16 protein-coding genes are annotated in these 16,345 nt (G+C 71.0%); 6 read left to right on the top strand and 10 right to left on the bottom strand.

All coding sequences use genetic code 11. The annotated features are described in order from the left end of the window. Nucleotides 1-72 precede the first annotated feature (72 nt). Both AC3AGO_RS19635 and AC3AGO_RS19630 read right to left on the bottom strand, forming a co-directional pair. Complete coding sequence (locus tag AC3AGO_RS19635; RefSeq protein ID WP_487824720.1) at nucleotides 73-855, bottom strand: ABC transporter permease; 783 nt, start codon at nucleotides 853-855, stop codon at nucleotides 73-75. A 137-nt stretch (nucleotides 856-992) separates the two neighbouring features. Beyond that, nucleotides 993-2,033 carry an ATP-binding cassette domain-containing protein gene (locus AC3AGO_RS19630; RefSeq protein ID WP_487821520.1) on the bottom strand — a complete coding sequence of 347 codons (1,041 nt, stop codon included), beginning with the start codon at nucleotides 2,031-2,033 and terminating at the stop codon, nucleotides 993-995. Between the two features lie 144 nt (nucleotides 2,034-2,177). Here AC3AGO_RS19630 and AC3AGO_RS19625 point away from each other — a divergent pair, with 144 nt between their 5' ends. Further along, nucleotides 2,178-2,978: a TetR/AcrR family transcriptional regulator gene (locus AC3AGO_RS19625; protein WP_487821519.1), complete on the top strand. Its 801-nt coding sequence runs from the start codon at nucleotides 2,178-2,180 to the stop codon at nucleotides 2,976-2,978. Between the two features lie 13 nt (nucleotides 2,979-2,991). Here AC3AGO_RS19625 and AC3AGO_RS19620 read toward each other — a convergent pair whose 3' ends face one another. Genes AC3AGO_RS19620 through lpxA form a run of 4 tightly spaced genes read right to left on the bottom strand, consistent with a single transcriptional unit; the run spans nucleotide 2,992 to nucleotide 6,724 of the window. Continuing rightward, entirely contained in the window at nucleotides 2,992-4,062 is a 1,071-nt protein-coding gene (locus AC3AGO_RS19620) for a hypothetical protein (protein WP_487821518.1), read from the bottom strand. Between the two features lie 27 nt (nucleotides 4,063-4,089). Continuing rightward, on the bottom strand, nucleotides 4,090-4,887 hold the full coding sequence (locus AC3AGO_RS19615) for a UDP-3-O-acyl-N-acetylglucosamine deacetylase (RefSeq protein WP_487821517.1): 798 nt from the start codon (nucleotides 4,885-4,887) through the stop codon (nucleotides 4,090-4,092). Beyond that, nucleotides 4,884-5,924, bottom strand: coding sequence for a UDP-3-O-(3-hydroxymyristoyl)glucosamine N-acyltransferase (lpxD, locus tag AC3AGO_RS19610; RefSeq protein WP_487821516.1), 1,041 nt, complete (start codon nucleotides 5,922-5,924; stop codon nucleotides 4,884-4,886). The genes AC3AGO_RS19615 and lpxD overlap by 4 nt, the downstream gene beginning before the upstream one ends. Next, nucleotides 5,924-6,724 carry an acyl-ACP--UDP-N-acetylglucosamine O-acyltransferase gene (gene lpxA, locus AC3AGO_RS19605; RefSeq protein WP_487821515.1) on the bottom strand — a complete coding sequence of 267 codons (801 nt, stop codon included), beginning with the start codon at nucleotides 6,722-6,724 and terminating at the stop codon, nucleotides 5,924-5,926. Before lpxA ends, lpxD begins: the two co-directional genes overlap by 1 nt. Nucleotides 6,725-6,982: 258 nt before the next feature. Between lpxA and AC3AGO_RS19600 the strand changes: the two genes are divergently transcribed. Both AC3AGO_RS19600 and AC3AGO_RS19595 read left to right on the top strand, forming a co-directional pair. Further along, entirely contained in the window at nucleotides 6,983-7,654 is a 672-nt protein-coding gene (locus tag AC3AGO_RS19600; protein WP_487821514.1) for a YdcF family protein, read from the top strand. Nucleotides 7,655-7,815: 161 nt separating this feature from the next. Next, nucleotides 7,816-8,811 (top strand): aldo/keto reductase, encoded by a 996-nt coding sequence (locus AC3AGO_RS19595; protein ID WP_487821513.1) that lies wholly within the window; start codon nucleotides 7,816-7,818, stop codon nucleotides 8,809-8,811. Between the two features lie 170 nt (nucleotides 8,812-8,981). On the opposite strand, the gene thpR is transcribed toward AC3AGO_RS19595, so the two are convergent. From thpR to AC3AGO_RS19580, 3 genes are read right to left on the bottom strand one after another with little or no spacing between them, the layout of a single operon-like run. Continuing rightward, nucleotides 8,982-9,545: an RNA 2',3'-cyclic phosphodiesterase gene (gene thpR, locus AC3AGO_RS19590; protein WP_487821512.1), complete on the bottom strand. Its 564-nt coding sequence runs from the start codon at nucleotides 9,543-9,545 to the stop codon at nucleotides 8,982-8,984. Between the two features lie 21 nt (nucleotides 9,546-9,566). Beyond that, nucleotides 9,567-10,952 (bottom strand): MFS transporter, encoded by a 1,386-nt coding sequence (locus AC3AGO_RS19585; RefSeq protein ID WP_487821511.1) that lies wholly within the window; start codon nucleotides 10,950-10,952, stop codon nucleotides 9,567-9,569. A 36-nt stretch (nucleotides 10,953-10,988) separates the two neighbouring features. After that, nucleotides 10,989-11,444: a MarR family winged helix-turn-helix transcriptional regulator gene (locus tag AC3AGO_RS19580; protein ID WP_487821510.1), complete on the bottom strand. Its 456-nt coding sequence runs from the start codon at nucleotides 11,442-11,444 to the stop codon at nucleotides 10,989-10,991. A 134-nt stretch (nucleotides 11,445-11,578) separates the two neighbouring features. Here AC3AGO_RS19580 and AC3AGO_RS19575 point away from each other — a divergent pair, with 134 nt between their 5' ends. After that, on the top strand, nucleotides 11,579-11,776 hold the full coding sequence (locus tag AC3AGO_RS19575; protein WP_487821509.1) for a ribbon-helix-helix protein, CopG family: 198 nt from the start codon (nucleotides 11,579-11,581) through the stop codon (nucleotides 11,774-11,776). Between the two features lie 12 nt (nucleotides 11,777-11,788). Here AC3AGO_RS19575 and AC3AGO_RS19570 read toward each other — a convergent pair whose 3' ends face one another. Next, nucleotides 11,789-13,258 carry an NCS2 family permease gene (locus AC3AGO_RS19570; protein WP_487821508.1) on the bottom strand — a complete coding sequence of 490 codons (1,470 nt, stop codon included), beginning with the start codon at nucleotides 13,256-13,258 and terminating at the stop codon, nucleotides 11,789-11,791. Nucleotides 13,259-13,471: 213 nt separating this feature from the next. On the opposite strand from AC3AGO_RS19570, the gene AC3AGO_RS19565 reads away from it, so the two are divergent. Then, a complete protein-coding gene (locus tag AC3AGO_RS19565) occupies nucleotides 13,472-13,813 on the top strand; it encodes a DUF2530 domain-containing protein (RefSeq protein WP_487824719.1) in 342 nt (113 codons plus the stop codon). A gap of 141 nt (nucleotides 13,814-13,954) precedes the next feature. Next, entirely contained in the window at nucleotides 13,955-16,324 is a 2,370-nt protein-coding gene (locus AC3AGO_RS19560; RefSeq protein ID WP_487821507.1) for an HAD-IC family P-type ATPase, read from the top strand. Nucleotides 16,325-16,345: the final 21 nt, after the last annotated feature.

Here is a 16,345-nt window from a genome sequence, read left to right as displayed (position 1 = left end):
GAGGGGGCGGCCTCCGCCCCGCGAAAAGGCGGGCCGTCACGTGGGCCTGGGCGGTCCCTGCGCGGTAGCGCTTCACGTGTTGAGGGACTGGAATTTGCGGACCGCCAGGAGGAGGAAGACGGCGGTGACGATCAGCGGCCAGACCACCGCCATCAGCGCGGAGTTCTGCTCGATCCAGCTGCCGCCCGTCGGCAGCGGGTTGCCGTACAGGTCGCGGACCGCGTTCGCCGTCGCGGACACCGGGTTCCACATGGCGATCGCGCCCAGCCAGTCCGGCATCGCGGACGGCGGCGTGAACACGCTGGAGATCATGCCGAACGGGAAGGCGACGGCGAAGAGGTTGCCCGCGGCCTCCTGGTTGGGGGTGATGAGGCCGATCCACACGCCGACCCAGATGAGCGAGAACCGCAGCAGGAGCAGCAGCGCGAACGCGTACAGCGTCGCGAGCGGCCCGCCGTCCGAACGCCAGCCCACCACAAGGGCGATGGCCGCCAGGACCGCCAGGTCGAGCGCGGCGTGCAGGACGTCGGAGACGCCGCGCCCGGTGACCACCGCGGAGGGCGCCATCGGCAGGGAGCGGAAGCGGTCGGTGACGCCGCGCTCCTTGTCGATGACGACGGCCATCGCGGTGTTCATGAACCCGAAGGCCATGGTCATCGCGAACATGCCGGGCATCGCGAAGTCCTTGTAGTCCACGCCCTCACCGACGTCCATCGCGCTGCCGAAGACGAACACGAAGAGCAGCACCGAGACGATGGGGAAGCCCAGCTGCCAGGCGATCAGCGAGGGTTGTTTGGTGAGGTGGGTGAGGTCGCGGCGGACGATGGTCCAGCAGTCCGCGACGGCCCAGTACATCCGCCGCCCGTCCGGGGGTGCCACGTCCCCGGCGACCCCGGCCCCGGAGCCAGAGCCGGACCCGGGCCCCGTGCCCACGCCGCCCGCGCCCGTCCCCGTACCGGCCCCCGAGCCGATGTCCGTGCCGGTGTCCGTACTCATGCGCTGACCCCCTGCTTCTCGTCCGTCTTGCCGGCCGCCGCGCTGTCGGCGGCGCCGTGCCCCGTCAGGGTCAGGAAGACCTCGTCGAGCGTGGGCCGGCGCAGCCCGATGTCCTCGCAGGAGATGCCCGACTCCTGCAGTACGCGGGCGACTTCGGTCAGCGCGGGCACGCCGCCGCCGACCGGTACGGGGGCGTGGACGCGCAGCTCCCCCGTGTCCGTCTCGGGCTCGGCGCCGTCCGCGGCGACCCGGGCGACGGCCCTCGCCGCTTCCGTCAGCGCGCCCGCCTCGCTGACGACGACCTCGATGCGGTCGCCGCCGATGGCCCGCTTGAGGCCGGCCGGGGTGTCGTCGGTGACGGTACGGCCGCGGTCGATGACGGAGATCCGGTCGGACAGCTTGTCGGCCTCGTCCAGATAGTGCGTGGTCAGCAGCACGGTCGTGCCGTTCGCCGCCAACTCCCGTACGGCTTCCCACACTTCGCTGCGCCCTCGCGGGTCGAGGCCGGTGGTGGGCTCGTCGAGGAACAGCACCTCGGGTGCGAGGAGCATGCTGGCGGCGAGGTCGAGCCGGCGCCGCATGCCGCCGCTGAAGTCCTTGGGCTGCCGGCCGGCCGCTTCCGCGAGGCCGAACTGCGCCAGCAGTTCCGTCGCGCGTTTCTTCGCCCGCGCGCCGCCGAGGTGGAAGAGCCGGCCGAACATCTCCAGGTTCTGCCGGGCCGTGATGATCTCGTCGACCGCCGCATGCTGCCCGGTCAGGCCGATGCGCCGGCGCACCTGCCGCGGCTCCTTCGACACGTCCCGCCCGGCGACGAGCGCGCGGCCCCCGTCGGACCGGCTGAGGGTGGCGAGGATGCGCACCGCCGTGGTCTTGCCCGCGCCGTTCGGGCCGAGCAGGCCGTGCACGGTGCCGCGGGGTACGGCGAGGTCGAGGCCGTCGAGCGCGTGCTTGTCGCCGTACGTCTTGCGCAGTCCCTCGGCGACGACCGAGTACGCCCCCGGCGTGCCGCCCGCGGCCGCCGGATGAGTCGAAGTCACGGTTCTCCCCTGTCTGTTGTGGCCGCTGTTCCCGCGGCCGGAAGCTGCCGATCCCGGAGCCCAAAAACTGGGTACGCTGTACTCACTTTTAAAAGCGTACACCCTACGCAGTTCCGTGCAAGGGGATTTAGGATGGCGGTCACCATGAGTACGGAACACGCCGCGGGCGGCCATCTGACCAGCAGCCTCGACCTTCTGTGGGGCACCGGGGAGCCGCCGGGGCGGGGGCCGAAGCCCGGGCTCACGCCGGCCCGGATCGTCACCGCCGCGATCGGCATCGCCAACCGGGAGGGACTGCCGGCGCTGTCGATGCGCAGGGTCGCCACCGAGCTCGGCGTCGGCACGATGTCCCTCTACCGGTACGTGCCCAACAAGGGCGTCCTGCTGGACCTGATGGTCGACCACGTCAACAGCCCGGCCGAGGACGCGGAGACGTTCCGCTCGCTCGGCTGGCGTGCGGCGCTGGAGCTGATCGCGGAGGGCTCGTGGGCGCTCTACACGGGCAACCCCTGGCTGCTCCAGGTCAATCAGGCCCGCCCGCTGCTGGGCCCGGGCGCCATGAACGGGCTCGAACTGGCCCTCATCCCGCTGGAGGGCCTCGGCCTGAGCGGCCGGGAGAAGATCGGCATCCTGGTCGCCATCGACAACTACGTGCAGGGCTCGGCCCGTTCGCATGTACTGGCCAGCGAGGCGGCGCAGCAGTCGGGGGTCACCGACGAGGAGTTCTGGTCGGCCCAACTGCCGTACATGGAGCGGGCCATGGCGGAGGGCCGCTTCCCCCGGCTGTCAGTGATGGACGAGGACTCCTACTCGATGAGCGGCGAGGAGGCGATGCACTTCGGCCTCCGCCCCCTGCTGGACGGCTTCGCCACCCTCATCGAGGGAAAGCGCGACACCGGCGGGAAGGGCGGCACCGAGGCAGAGCCCGGCCGGAGCGCCCCTTAGCCCGCCGCGCGCGTCAGTCCGAACGACGCCTGGTGAAGGTCTTCTTGAGGACAATCCACAGTCCGAGGGCCACGGCGAACGTGACGCCCGCCTTCACGAAGGCGTTGTCCCCGGCGCCGCCCTTGCCGTCGTTCTGCGCGTCGTCGTTCTGTCCGCCCTGAGCGCCGTCCTGTGAACCGTCGTCCTGTTTCTCGTGCGCGGCGCTCTTCGGCAGCAACTTGCCGTCCAGTTCCACGGGTTCGACAGTGCTGCGTTCGCCCTCCGACCCGTACATGAGCGTCCGGCCGTCCGGTGCGAAGGTGACCGACTCGCCCTGCCCCTGCATGGGGACGGTGACCCTGCCCAGCGGCGAGGGGGCGCCGGCGCTCCAGTCGTACATCTTGCCGTTGAAGTAGCTGCGCAGGACGAGGCGTGTGCCGTCCGGCGAGAACGCCCCGTCGGACGCCCACACATCGGTACGGGCGATACGGCGGAACGTGTTCACTCCGGACTCCGACATCTCCGCGGGGCCCTCGTAGATCGCGCCCTTGCCCTCGCTGCTCTTGCTGGCGATGTAGACCCGTCCCGTACGGGGGTGCACCATCATCGACTCGGCGTCACGCGGCCCGTCGGCGTACCGCACCGTGTAGCTCGTCGTGTCGACTGTCTGGTCGTGCAGTTCCTCCGGTTCGTGGAAGCGGTGGATCCACACCTCGGGCCATTCGCCGCCCAGGTTGTCGCCGATGTCGCCGACGTACACATCGCCGTCCGGGCCGACCGAAATGGCCTCCACATCACGGGGGTCGACGCCCTGCAGGGTGACCCGGGCGACAGTCTTGCCGGTACGGCTGTCGACGGCGTACACGTACGGGCCGTCGTCGGAGTCGTTGTGCGTCCAGTAGACGCCCTTGTGCGCACGGCTGGCGGCGATGCCGCTGGACTCGGTGATCCGCGGGTCGTCGAGGGTGAAGGAGGACGGGCTGTCGTCCGCCGCGGCGGCGACGGCCGGAGCCGCCTGGACAGGAACGGTCAGGGCCGCCCCCGCGACGGCGAGGACCACGGCACCACGGCGCACACGCACAAGCTGACGCACTAGCTGAGACATGTGCACAGTCTCCACCAGCCGCGGCCGTCAGGTCCGCCGCACCGCCTCCGCGAGCATGTGTGCCACCCGCAGGTTCGCCGTGTGGCCGCACCGGTAGGCCTCCACGTCCAGCGCGTGCACCGGCAGTCCGGACAGATAGAGATCGCCGATGAGGTCGAGCAGCTTGTGCCGCGCCGGCTCGTCGGGGAAGCGGACCGGGCCCGCGTACCCCTGCTCGCCGATCACCACGACCGACCCCTCGTCGAGCCCGCGGCCCAACTGCTGCTGCCGGGCGGCCTCCATCTCCTCGGCGAGCACGATCGTCCGCGCGGGCGCCACCAGTTCCGCGTACTCCTCCGGCAGCCACGCGGCGACCGTCTGCGCGCCCGGCCAGCGGGCGCCCAGGTCGTACGTGCACTGCCAGCGGCCCGTCCCGGGGCTCACCCGGATCCGGGTGCCGTCCTGTTCGTACTCGACCGTGTGCCGCAGCCGGGGCGCCGTACGGGGTGCGAGACGCCGCATCCCGCAGCCGATGAGCGCGTCGGCGAAGACGAGGGCGCTGCCGTCGCAGCCGGGGATCTCCGGTGCGGAGACGGTGATTTCGGCGTCGGTCACGCCCACCCCGGCCAGCGCGCTCAGCAGATGTTCGACCGTGGAGACCTGGCCCAGCCTGGTGCACCGCGCCGTGCCGGTGACCTCGGCGGGGACGGCGGGAACGCGGTGCGGCCCGTACGTCACGGCGATGCCGTCGTCACCGGGCGCGACCGTCATCTCGACCGGCTTGCCGGAGTGCAGGCCGACGCCTTCGAGGTCCAGCGGCCGTGCGACTGTGCGGCGGAAGCTCATCGCCCCTCCTCGGGCTGCTCCTGTGCGGGGTCGCGCTGCGCGGGCAGGGCCTGCTCCAATTCGCGTACGCGGTCGAAGAGTTCCTGGAGCCGCGGCAGCAGCGCCTCCACCCGGTACTGCTGCCGCAGCGGCCGCGCCGGCTGCCCCACGTACGTGCCCGGCTCGCGGATGTCCCGGGTGGCGAGGGCGCGCGCGCCGAGCTGCGCGCCCTCGGCGACGGTGACGTGGTCGCCCACGGCGGCGCCGCCGCCCAGCACGGCCCGGTCGCCGAGTACGGAGCTCCCCGCGATCCCCGACATCGGCACCATCAGGGCCTGTTCGCCGATGCGGACGTTGTGGCCGACGTGCGCGAGGTTGCCGATCTTGGCGCCCCGGCAGATGCGCGTCGTGCCGCTGTTCGCCCGCTCGACGGAGGCCAGCGCGCGGATCTCCACCTCGTCCTCGACCTGTACGTCCCCGACCTGCGGCACCTTCCGCCAGCCGTCCCCGTCGCGGGCGAAGCCGAAGCCCTCGGTGCCCACCACGGCGCCCGGATGCACGGCGCACCCCTCGCCGAGCCGTACGTCCTGGTACAGCACCACGTGCGGATAGAGCACGCTGCCGGCGCCGACGACGCAGTTCTCGCCCACGTATGTGAAGGGGTAGACGCGGACACCGGCGTTGACGACGGCGCCCCGCTCGACGACGGCGTACGCGCCGACGGACGCGGACGGGTCGACGTACGCCTCCGGGTCGACGACGGCCGTCGGATGGACGCCCTCGGCCAGCGGCAGGGGCCGCTCCAGATCCTTCAGCATGCGGGCGAACACCTCCCGCGGATCGGCGACTTGCACATACGGTTTTTCAGCGGTCGACAGATGCTCGGGAAGCAGCACGGCGCCGACTCCGGTGGCCCGGCTCAGATAGCGGCTGTTCTCACAGAAGGCGATGCCGCCGGGATCCTCCACATCGGCGGGCACCGGACGCACTTCGAAATCCGCGGGGCCGACGAGTTTCCCGTCGAATTCCTCGGCCAACTCGCCCAGGGTCCAGCTCATTACGCATCCGCCTTTCGCGCCAGCCGCTCGCGCCTGCCGAAATCGGCGATACCGCGCTGGGAGGGCGCGGCGCGGAAGTCCAGCAGGGCGCGCACGGGGCTGCCGTCGTCGCTCTCGTCGCATTCGATGTCCGGCTCGCCGCGCTGCAGTGCCAGGAAAGCCCGGCGCATCGCGGCCTGTTCGGCCGCCGCCAGGTCCCTGCGGCGCATCCCGATGAGGTTCACCCGCCAGTGCCGCGCGGGCGAACCGTCGACGAGCGTGTACGGCAGGACGTCCTGGGTGACCTTCGACGCGGCGCCCACCATGGCCAGCCGGCCGATCCGTACGTGCTGGTGCACCGCCACCGCGCCGCCGAGCACCGCCTGGTCCTCCACGACGACGTGGCCGCCGAGCGCCGTGCCCTGGCTGATGACGGCGCCGTCGCCGATCAGGCAGTCGTGCGCGGTGTGGGTGTTGCCCATCAGCAGGCAGCCGGCGCCGACCCGGGTGGGCACGTCCTCCCGGGTGGACCGGTGGAGGGTCGCGCCCTCCCTGAGCACCGTGCGGGCCCCCACCTCGGCGCGGGTGGGCACCTTGGGGTCGAAGGAGAGGTCCTGCGGGTCGCCGCCCACCACGGCGTGCACCCCCACCCGGACCCCCGGGCCGAGGTCGGCGGCACCGTGCACCACGGCGTGCGCCTCGATGACGGCCCCCGCTCCCACCCGGGCGCCCGGCTCGACGACAGCGAACGGACCGACTTGCACCGACTCCGCCAGCTCGGCCTCGGGCGAGACCGAAGCGGCCGGATGAATGAGCACCATGACCACCGTTCCATGAATCGGATCCCGGCCGCGGCGCACTTCTCTACGGGCCGGGTTCGTAGCGGGGTAGGCAAGTTATCTCTTTCAACGACGCCGTGTTGCCGCGATCGGCTGACGTTCCTGTTTTCGAAGGACATGCAGGCCGCTCCCGGGGAGACCGGTTCGGTGATCAAATGTGAATTCGATTGTGCGGAACGGCTATTCACGCTTTCGGGTAACGGGCGGTGCCACACGTTTCGTTCGCGCAGAATGGAGCGGATGGACAGCGCACAGGAGACGGGCACCCGCGGCGCGGGCGTGTCCCGGGAGCAGCGCCGGCAGGCCCGGTTGATCTGGGAGTACCACCTGCTGGGCCACGAGCCGCGCCGCTGCGACGTGGCCGTCGGACTGGGGACGTACGACCTGGACGTCGCCACCCGCTGTGCCGGGCTCTACCACGCGGGCCTGGCCCCGCTGTTGCTGTTCACCGGGGGCAACACCCCGCTCACGGCGGCCCGTTTCCCCCGCGGCGAGGCCGAGCACTACCGCGAGCACGCGGTCTCCCTCGGCGTTCCCGCCGAGGCCGTCCTGGTGGAGCCGCACGCCACCAACACCGGGGAGAACATCGCGTTCTCCCGCCGCCTGCTGGAGGAGGCGGGGCTCGCGCCCCGCTCGGTGCTGCTGGTGTCAAAGCTGGAGCGCCGGCCGTACGCGACGGCACGCAGGCAGTGGCCGGACACCGAGCTGGTGTGCGCCTCTCCCCCGGGCGACCTGGACGACCATCTCGTGGCCGCGGGCAGCCACGCGAAGCTGATCGTGGACGTCCTCGTCGGCGAGCTCCAACGCATCATCGAATACCCGGCCTTGGGCCACACCGTCCCGCAGCCCGTCCCCCCACGGGTACGGGAGGCCTACGACTCCCTGCGCACAGCAGGCTTCAACAACTACTGAGGGGCGCGGGGAACTGCGCAAGATAAGGGGCGCGGGGAACTGCGCAAACGCCCGCGAAGCAGGGCCGCAGCCGCCAAGCACCCTCGCGGGACACACGACACGGCGCCCTCCCCCGAAGGGCCCTTGCTTAGAGCCCACTCGAACGACTTGGCTGAACAGCCATGAAGTACACACAGCTGGGCCGCACCGGCCTGAAGGTGAGCCGCATCGTCCTCGGCACGATGAACTTCGGTCCGCAGACCGACGAGGCCGACAGTCACGCGATCATGGATGCCGCGCTCGGCGCCGGCATCAACTTCTTCGACACCGCCAACGTCTACGGCTTCGGCGAGAACAAGGGCCGCACCGAGGAGATCCTCGGCAGCTGGTTCGCGAAGGGCGGCGACCGCCGCGACAAGACCGTCCTCGCCACCAAGCTGTACGCCAACATGGCGCCCCACGAGAACCCCTGGCCCAACCACGACCTGCTGTCCGCGGTGAACATCCGCCGCTCCGTCGAGGGCAGCCTGAAGCGGCTCGGTACCGACCACATCGACCTGCTGCAGTTCCACCACGTCGACCGCCGTACGCCGTGGGAGGAGATCTGGCAGGCGATCGACGTCCTCGTCCAGCAGGGCAAGGTGCTCTACACGGGCTCCAGCAACCACGCCGGCTGGAACATCGCGCAGGCCAACGAGACCGCCGCCCGCCGCGGTTCGTACGGCCTCGTCAGCGAGCAGTGCCTCTACAACCTCGCGGAGCGGCGGGCCGAGATGGAGGTCGTCCCTGCGGCACGCGAGTACGGCCTGGGCGTCATCCCCTGGTCGCCGCTGCACGGCGGGCTGCTCGGCGGCGCGCTGCGCAAGGAGAAGCAGGGCGGCGCGGGCCGTACGGGAACGGGCAGGTCCGCCGGCGCGCTGGCGAACACGCAGGTGCGCGAGCAGGTCCGGGCGTACGAGGACCTGCTGGACAAGCACGGTCTGGAGCCCGGCGAGACCGCGCTGGCATGGCTGCTGACGCGGCCGGGCGTGACGGGCCCGATCGTCGGTCCGCGCACGGCGGAACAGCTGTCGTCGGCGCTGCGCGCGGTGGAGCTGAAGCTCGACGACGAGCTGCTGGCCTCGCTCGACGGAATCTTCCCGGGCCCCGGCCCCACCCCGGAGGCCTTCGCCTGGTGATGCCGTGGCGCGGGTGACCTCGAAGCGCTGGTGACGCCGTGGCGGCGGCGGTCGGGCCTACTGTCCGAACGCCGCCGCGACGGCCACGACGACGAACATCAACAAGAGCGCACCGGTCACGATCCGCGTCCTGGTCTTGGTATTCACAGCCCCCACCGTAACCGGACCGGTCATCCTTCCAGCGCCCAGCCCGCCACCCGCTCGTAGCGCGGCTGCTCCCCGGGCACGCCGCTGCCGGGGAGCCGGCTGCGTACGAGCGTGAGTTCCGTCACCGTCCACGGTGTGCCGTGGAAGCGGTCCAGCTCCTCCAGGTACGGGCCGAGGGTCACGGGCGGCCCCTTCCGGGGCGCCCGGGCCACGGTGAGATGCGGGCGGAACCTGCCGGGCGGGTCCATGTCCAGCCCGGCCCGCCGCCCCGCGGCGGTGGCCCGCGCCGCGAGCCGGTCCAGCCCGTCCCGGTCGCCCGCCACCCCGGCCCACAGGGCGCGGCTGCCGAAGTGCCCGCCGCCGTCGAGTGCCAGCCGCGGCGCGGGGGTGCGGGCAGCGGCCCGGGCCAGCCGCTCCCGCAGCTCGTCCTGCGTGTCCTCCGGCACCTCCCCGTAGAAGGCGAGGGTGAGGTGCCAGTTGCGGCGCTCGCTCCAGCGCAGCGCCTCGGTGGCGGGCAACGCCCGCACGGCGGCTTCGAGTTCACCGAGGACACCGTGCGGGGGCAGCACCGCTGCGAACAGCCTCATGGTCACTTTCTACCGGCTCGGCTACCGGCTCGCCGCCGCCTCGCGCTCACGTTCCGGAGCCTTGGCCGCCACCGGAACGAAGCGGACGTACGGCGCCGAGGGCCGCACCCGTACCCGCAGCCCGCTGGCCCGGGCGAGGACCAGCCCCACGGCGCCGGCGATCACGGCGGAGATGATCCCGCCGAGCAGGAAGCCGGCCCGCGCCCCGTACGCGTCGGTGACCCAGCCCATGACGGGACCGCCGATCGGCGTGCCGCCGACGAAGACCATCATGTAGAGGCTCATGACCCGGCCCCGCATGACGGGGTCGGAGGCCATCTGCACACTCGCGTTCGCCGTCGTGTTGAACGTCAGCCCCATGATCCCGATGGGGGCCATCAGCGCGGCGAAGAGCCAGTACGACGGCGAGAGCGCGGCCGCCATCTCCAGCACGCCGAACAGCAGCGCGGCGCCCGCCATCAGCCGCATCCGCGTCGTGCCCCGCCGGGCCGCGAGCAGCGCGCCGACCACGGAGCCGACCGCCATCAGCGTGTTGAGCAGCGCGTACGTACCGGCGCCCTCGTTGAAGACGCCGTCCGTGAAGGCCGTCAGCCAGATCGGGAAGTTGAAGCCGAAGGTGCCGACGAAGCCCACCAGCACGATGGGCCACAGCAGTTCGGGATGGCTGCGCACATAGCTGAGCCCCTCCCGCAGCTGGCCCTTGCCGCGCCGCAGCGGCTCGCTGACGTGCAGTTCGCCGGTGCGCATCAGCAGCAGCCCGGTGAGCGGGGCGAGGAACGACAGCCCGTTGAAGAGGAAGGCCCAGCCGCTGCCGACCGCGGAGATCAGCACACCGGCCACGGCGGGCCCGACGATGCGGGCGCTCTGGAAGTTCGCGGAGTTGAGCGAGACGGCGTTGCGTATCTGGTCCGGGCCGACCATCTCGGAGACGAAGGTCTGCCGGGCCGGATTGTCGACGACCGTGGCGAGTCCGAGCACGAAGGCCAGCACGTACACGTGCGCCACCTGCACCTGGCCGCTGAGGGTCAGCACGGCGAGCCCGATACCGGTCAGGCCCATCACGGACTGGGTGACGAAGAGCAGCTTCCGCTTGTCGCAGCGGTCGGCGATGACCCCGCCGTACAGCCCGAAGAGGAGCATCGGCAGGAACTGCAGCGCCGTCGTGATGCCCACGGCCGTGGACGAGCCGGTGAGGCTGTGCACCAGCCAGTCCTGGGCGATGCGCTGCATCCAGGTGCCGGTGTTGGAGACGGCCTGCCCCATGGCGAAGAGCCGGTAGTTCCGGACCCTCAACGAGCTGAACATCGAGGGCTTCTGCCTCCGGCCGTCCGGCCGCTGATCCGCCGTCGTCTTCTTGTCGTCGTCTCGGGGTGCGGGTGCGGAGTCTGCTCCGTGGCCCGTACTCACTACGGCTTCGCCTCCTCGGCTGCGGTGTGCTGCTCCTTACAAATGCGCGAGCTTTTCCAGGACGGGCGCGGCCGCGCGCAGCCGTGCCCACTCGTCCTCGTCGAGCTGGCCGGTGAGCTCGGAGAGCCAGGCGTTCCGCTTCTCGCGGCTGGCGGCCAGCATCGACTCGGCCTGTTCGGTCTGGGTGACCACCTTCTGGCGGCGGTCCTCGGGATGCGGCTCGAGCCGGACCAGGCCCTTGGACTCCAGCATCGCCACGATGCGGGTCATGGACGGCGGCTGGACGTGCTCCTTGCGGGCCAGCTCACTGGGAGTGGCCGTGCCGCAGCGGGCGAGGGTGCCGAGCACCGACATCTCGGTGGGGCTCAGCGACTCGTCGACCCGCTGGTGCTTCAGCCGCCGCGACAGCCGCATCACGGCGGAACGCAGGGCGTTCACCGCGGCTGTGTCGTCCATGTCGTCGGCGTTTTCGGGGTGTTCCGGGTCCGGCATGGTTATTAGAGTAACTCATTACCTGGTCTAAGGAACACCCGGATACGGCACTCCGGACCTCGGCTCACACGTACGAGTGAGCCCGTACAGAAAACCGACACATGGTCCCGGCTCCACCGGACACCGTGGATCGTATGACCGATACGACGTCGAAGGTGCTCAGCCTGCGTATGGAGCAGGACCTGTTCGAGCGACTGCACGAGCACGCCGCCAAACGCGGAATGAGCGTCCAGGACTATGTCGTCCGGACGCTCATTCGCGATGACTTCGACGAGCGCTTCAAGGCGTCCGTCGACGAGACGGAACGATTCTACGGACCGCCCGTCCCCTGACTGTCCCTCAGGTCACTTCGCCCCGATGAGCTGCTCGATCGGGTTGAGCAGGAAGTAGACGAGGAAGCACAGGCCGACGACGTGCAGGAGCCACGGCACCTGACGGAACCGGCCGGTCGCGGCGCGCAGCACGATGAAGGCGAGCACGCCGATCCCGATGCCGTTGGTGATGCTGTACGTGAACGGCATCGACACCATCGTCAGGAACGCCGGGATGCCGACCGACGGGTCGCCCCAGTCGATGTCCCGCACGTTCGAGGACAGGATCAGGAAGCCCACCACGAGCAGCGCCGGGGTGGCCGCCTGGGACGGGACGACGGTCGCGAGCGGCGTGAAGATCAGCGCCAGCAGGAAGAGCGCACCGCTCACCACGTTCGCCAGACCGGTGCGCGCGCCCTCGCCGACGCCGGCGGTGGACTCGACGAAGCAGGTGTTCGCCGAGCAGGAGCCGAAGCCGCCGCCCGCGACGCCGACGCCGTCGAGGAAGAGGATCCGGCCCATGCGCGGCAGCTGGCCGTTCTCGTCGGCCAGGCCGGACTCCTCGCCGACGCCGATGATCGTGCCCATCGCGTCGAAGAAGCCGGACAGCAGCACGGTGAAGACGAAGAGGCAGCCGGTCAGCAGGCCGACTTCCTTGAACCCGCCGAAGAGGCTGATGTTCCCGACGAGCCCGAAGTCCGGGGTGCTGACGACGGAGTCGGGGATGTGCGGGACGGCCAGGCCCCACTTGGCGTCCGGGATGCTCGCGACCGAGTTGATGACGATGGCGACGACCGTCATCACGGCGATGCCGATGAGGATCGCGCCCTTGGTCTTCCGTACGAGCAGGAAGTACATCAGCGCCAGGCCGAGCACGAAGACCAGCACCGGCCAGCCCTGGAGCTGACCGCCCTCGCCGAGCCCGAGCGGCACGGTGGTCTTCGCGGAGTCCGGGTTACGGCTGACGAAGCCGGAGTCGACCAGACCGATGAGCGAGATGAACAGGCCGATGCCGATGGCGATCGCGCGGCGCAGCCCGTTCGGGATCGCGTCCATCACCCGCTGCCGCAGACCGGAGGCCACGAGCAGCATCAGCACGATGCCCGCGAGCACGACCATGCCCATCGCGTCGGGCCAGGACATCTGCGGGGCGAGCTGGAGCGAGACCACGGCGTTGATGCCCAGGCCCGCGGCCAGCGCGATGGGGACGTTGCCGATGACGCCCATCAGCACCGTGGTGAGTCCGGCGATCAGCGCGGTGGCGGTGACGAGCTGGGTGTTGTCGAGCTGATGCCCGTACTTGTCCGTGCCGGCCCCGAGGATGATCGGGTTCAGCACGATGATGTACGCCATCGCAAAGAAGGTGGCGAGGCCTCCGCGGATCTCCTGGGGCACGGTGGAGCCGCGCTCGGTGATCTTGAAGAAGCGGTCCAGAGGATTCTGGGGCTGGGGGGCGGGAGCCGACGGCTTCCCGTCCTCGACCGAGGCGGCCGAAGGAGACATGCGGACCTCGAAGCGTGTGAAAGATGGCGTCAGTACAGATCAGATTGGAGCATCCCACGATGCATTCCAGTCAGATACAACGCAGATCAGTATGAACAAACAACCATTGTGATCGCTATCTTCGCGCGTAGACCCCGCTGTCCCCTGGGTACGCTGGGGCGGGACGATCCAGCCGCACGGGCTGGCCTGGAGGGAGCCGTGGCCATGGGCCTCATGGACAAGTGGACGAGCGGTGAGCGCGAGGCACCGGAGCCGCTGGAGGGTCCGGTCGTCGCGACCACCACCGTCGGCACGCTGCTGTGGCTCGCGCTGTTCCTCGGCCAGCTCCCCTTCTACGGCTGGTTCGCCGACCACGGGCACACCTGGTGGGTGTGGACCTGCGCGGCCGGCGCGGGCCTCGGGGTCATCGGCATCTGGTACGTACGCCGCCGCGACGCCGCGATCCGCAAGGCCGGGACGGACCCCGCCGCCACGGGCACCCCGGACGCCACCGGTACCGCGGGCGGGGCGCACCCGGAGAGCGGCGCCGGCCAGGACACGCCCGGCCACAACTGACGCGCCCGGTACGGCCGTCGGCGCACCGCGCGCCCCTTGCTTCCCGCCCGCTGACACGCGGTACGGCCCGCCCGTTCCGCTTCCCGCCGATCGGCCGCGAGCTCCGGGCGGTACGTCCCGTTCCTCCGTACCGTCGACTGCATGACGGAGACCGCCGATACGGCAGACCTGGCCCGGCGGGGCCTCAGCGCGGCTCAGGTCGCGGACCGGGTCGCGCGCGGCGAGGTCAATGACGTTCCCGTCCGCAGCAGCCGCTCCGTGGCGGACATCGTGCGGGCCAACGTCTTCACCCGGTTCAACGCCATCATCGGCGTGCTCTTCCTGATCATCCTGGCCGTCGGGCCGCTGCAGGACGGCCTGTTCGGCTTCGTCATCGTCGCCAACACGCTCATCGGCATCCTCCAGGAGCTGCGGGCCAAGCGGACCCTGGACAGCCTCGCCGTGCTCGGCGAGACCCGGCCCGTCGTGCGCCGCGACGGCGTCAGCGGCCCCGTGCACACCCACGAGATCGTGCTCGGCGACCTCATCGAGCTCGGCCCCGGCGACAAGTGCCCCGTCGACGGCGAGGTGACCGAGGCCGAGGGGCTGGAGATCGACGAGTCGCTGCTGACCGGCGAGGCCGACGCCGTCGCCAAACAGGCCGGCGACCAGGTGCTGTCGGGCAGCTTCGTGGTCGCGGGCGGCGGCGCCTTCACCGCGACGAAGGTCGGCCGGGAGGCGTACGCGGCGCAGCTCGCCGAGGAGGCGTCCCGCTTCACCCTCGTCCACTCCGAACTGCGCAACGGGATCAGCACGATCCTCAAATACATCACCTGGATGATGGTCCCGGCCGCGCTCGGCCTGGTGGTCTCGCAGCTCGTCATCGAGCACAACGACTGGCGCGAGGCGGTCCGCCGCATGGTCGCCGGCATCGTGCCGATGGTCCCCGAGGGTCTGGTGCTGCTCACCTCCGTCGCCTTCGCGATCGGGGTGATCCGGCTGGGGCGGAAGCAGTGCCTGGTGCAGGAGTTGCCCGCGATCGAGGGGCTGGCCCGCGTCGACGTCGTCTGCCTCGACAAGACGGGCACCCTCACCGAGGGCGGCATGGACGTCACCGAGGTGCGGCCCCTCGACGGAGCCGAACTGGCCCACGTGGAGCGGGTGCTGGGCGCCCTCGGCGACTCCGACCCGCATCCGAACGCCAGCCTCCTCGCCCTCGTCGAGGCGTATCCGGCGCCGGACGGCTGGCGGTTCAGGGAGGCGCTGCCGTTCTCCTCGGCCCGCAAATACAGCGGCGCGGTCCTCGACGAGCCGGACGGCACCAGCGGTACGTGGCTGCTGGGCGCCCCCGACGTGCTGCTCGCGCCGGACCATCCCGTACTCGACGGCATCGGCCAACTGAACGCGCAGGGGCTGCGGGTGCTGCTGCTGGCCCGTACGGAAGGCGACCCGTCCGCGGCGGCCGCGGTACGTGCCGCACGGCCCGTGGCGCTGGCCGTACTGGAGCAGCGGCTGCGGCCCGACGCGGGCGACACCCTCGACTACTTCGCCGAGCAGCAGGTCGACACCAAGGTCATCTCCGGCGACAACGCGGTGTCGGTCGGTGCCGTCGCCGGGAAACTGGGCCTGCCCGGAGCGCAGCACCCCGTGGACGCGCGCGAACTCCCCGGCGGGGAGGACGAGATGGGCCGGGAGCTGGAGTCCGGCTCGGTGTTCGGACGGGTCACGCCCCGGCAGAAGCGGGACATGGTCGGCTCGTTGCAGTCCCGCGGCCACCACGTCGCCATGACCGGCGACGGCGTCAACGACGTACTCGCCCTCAAGGACGCCGACATCGGCGTCTCCATGGGGTCGGGATCCGAGGCGACCCGGGCCGTCGCGCAGATCGTGCTGCTCGACAACAGCTTCGCCACGCTGCCCTCGGTCGTCGCCGAGGGCCGCCGCGTCATCGGCAACATCGAACGCGTCGCCAACCTCTTCCTCACCAAGACCGTCTACTCCGTGCTGCTCGCGGTCCTCGTGATCTGCTGGCAGGTGCCCTACCCGTTCCTCCCCCGGCACCTCACGCTGCTCTCCTCCCTCACCATCGGCGTGCCCGCCTTCTTTCTCGCCCTCGCCCCCAACAGGGAGCGCGCGAAGCCGCACTTCGTCCGGCGTGTGATGCGGTACGCCGTACCGGCCGGGGTGATCGCGGGCGCCGCCACGTTCGGTACGTACCTGCTGGCCCGGCACCACTACACGGGCCCGGACGCGCTGGACGCCGAGACCAGCGTGGCGACGCTGACCCTGTTCCTCATCGCCATGTGGGTGCTCGCCATCGTGGCGCGGCCCTACACGTGGTGGCGGGTGGGGCTGGTCGCCGTGATGGGGCTCGGCTTCCTGGTGGTGCTGGTGACGCCGTGGCTCCAGGACTTCTTCGCGCTCAAGCTGATCGGCTCGGTCATGCCGTGGACGGCTGTCGCCGTCGCCGCGGCCGCCGCTGTGCTGCTGGAGCTGGCGTGGCGGGTGGTGGCCCGGCGCTTCCCCGCCTGAAGGAACAGCCCGGCGGGAAGG

Source organism: Streptomyces sp. BL1, from assembly GCF_057628045.1.
The sequence above is the reverse complement of the archived record's forward strand: the minus strand, read 5'-3'. Positions and strand labels throughout refer to the sequence as shown.

Excerpts from the sequence above, each read along its gene's own strand:
- AC3AGO_RS19635 (WP_487824720.1), bottom strand. The coding sequence starts at position 855 with ATGTACTGGGCCGTCGCGGACTGCTGGACCATCGTCCGCCGCGACCTC.
- AC3AGO_RS19625 (WP_487821519.1), top strand. The coding sequence starts at position 2,178 with ATGAGTACGGAACACGCCGCGGGCGGCCATCTGACCAGCAGCCTCGAC.
- AC3AGO_RS19620 (WP_487821518.1), bottom strand. The coding sequence starts at position 4,062 with ATGTCTCAGCTAGTGCGTCAGCTTGTGCGTGTGCGCCGTGGTGCCGTG.
- AC3AGO_RS19615 (WP_487821517.1), bottom strand. The coding sequence starts at position 4,887 with ATGAGCTTCCGCCGCACAGTCGCACGGCCGCTGGACCTCGAAGGCGTC.
- lpxD (WP_487821516.1), bottom strand. The coding sequence starts at position 5,924 with ATGAGCTGGACCCTGGGCGAGTTGGCCGAGGAATTCGACGGGAAACTC.
- lpxA (WP_487821515.1), bottom strand. The coding sequence starts at position 6,724 with ATGGTGCTCATTCATCCGGCCGCTTCGGTCTCGCCCGAGGCCGAGCTG.
- AC3AGO_RS19600 (WP_487821514.1), top strand. The coding sequence starts at position 6,983 with ATGGACAGCGCACAGGAGACGGGCACCCGCGGCGCGGGCGTGTCCCGG.
- AC3AGO_RS19595 (WP_487821513.1), top strand. The coding sequence starts at position 7,816 with ATGAAGTACACACAGCTGGGCCGCACCGGCCTGAAGGTGAGCCGCATC.
- thpR (WP_487821512.1), bottom strand. The coding sequence starts at position 9,545 with ATGAGGCTGTTCGCAGCGGTGCTGCCCCCGCACGGTGTCCTCGGTGAA.
- AC3AGO_RS19580 (WP_487821510.1), bottom strand. The coding sequence starts at position 11,444 with ATGCCGGACCCGGAACACCCCGAAAACGCCGACGACATGGACGACACA.
- AC3AGO_RS19575 (WP_487821509.1), top strand. The coding sequence starts at position 11,579 with ATGACCGATACGACGTCGAAGGTGCTCAGCCTGCGTATGGAGCAGGAC.
- AC3AGO_RS19570 (WP_487821508.1), bottom strand. The coding sequence starts at position 13,258 with ATGTCTCCTTCGGCCGCCTCGGTCGAGGACGGGAAGCCGTCGGCTCCC.
- AC3AGO_RS19565 (WP_487824719.1), top strand. The coding sequence starts at position 13,472 with ATGGACAAGTGGACGAGCGGTGAGCGCGAGGCACCGGAGCCGCTGGAG.
- AC3AGO_RS19560 (WP_487821507.1), top strand. The coding sequence starts at position 13,955 with ATGACGGAGACCGCCGATACGGCAGACCTGGCCCGGCGGGGCCTCAGC.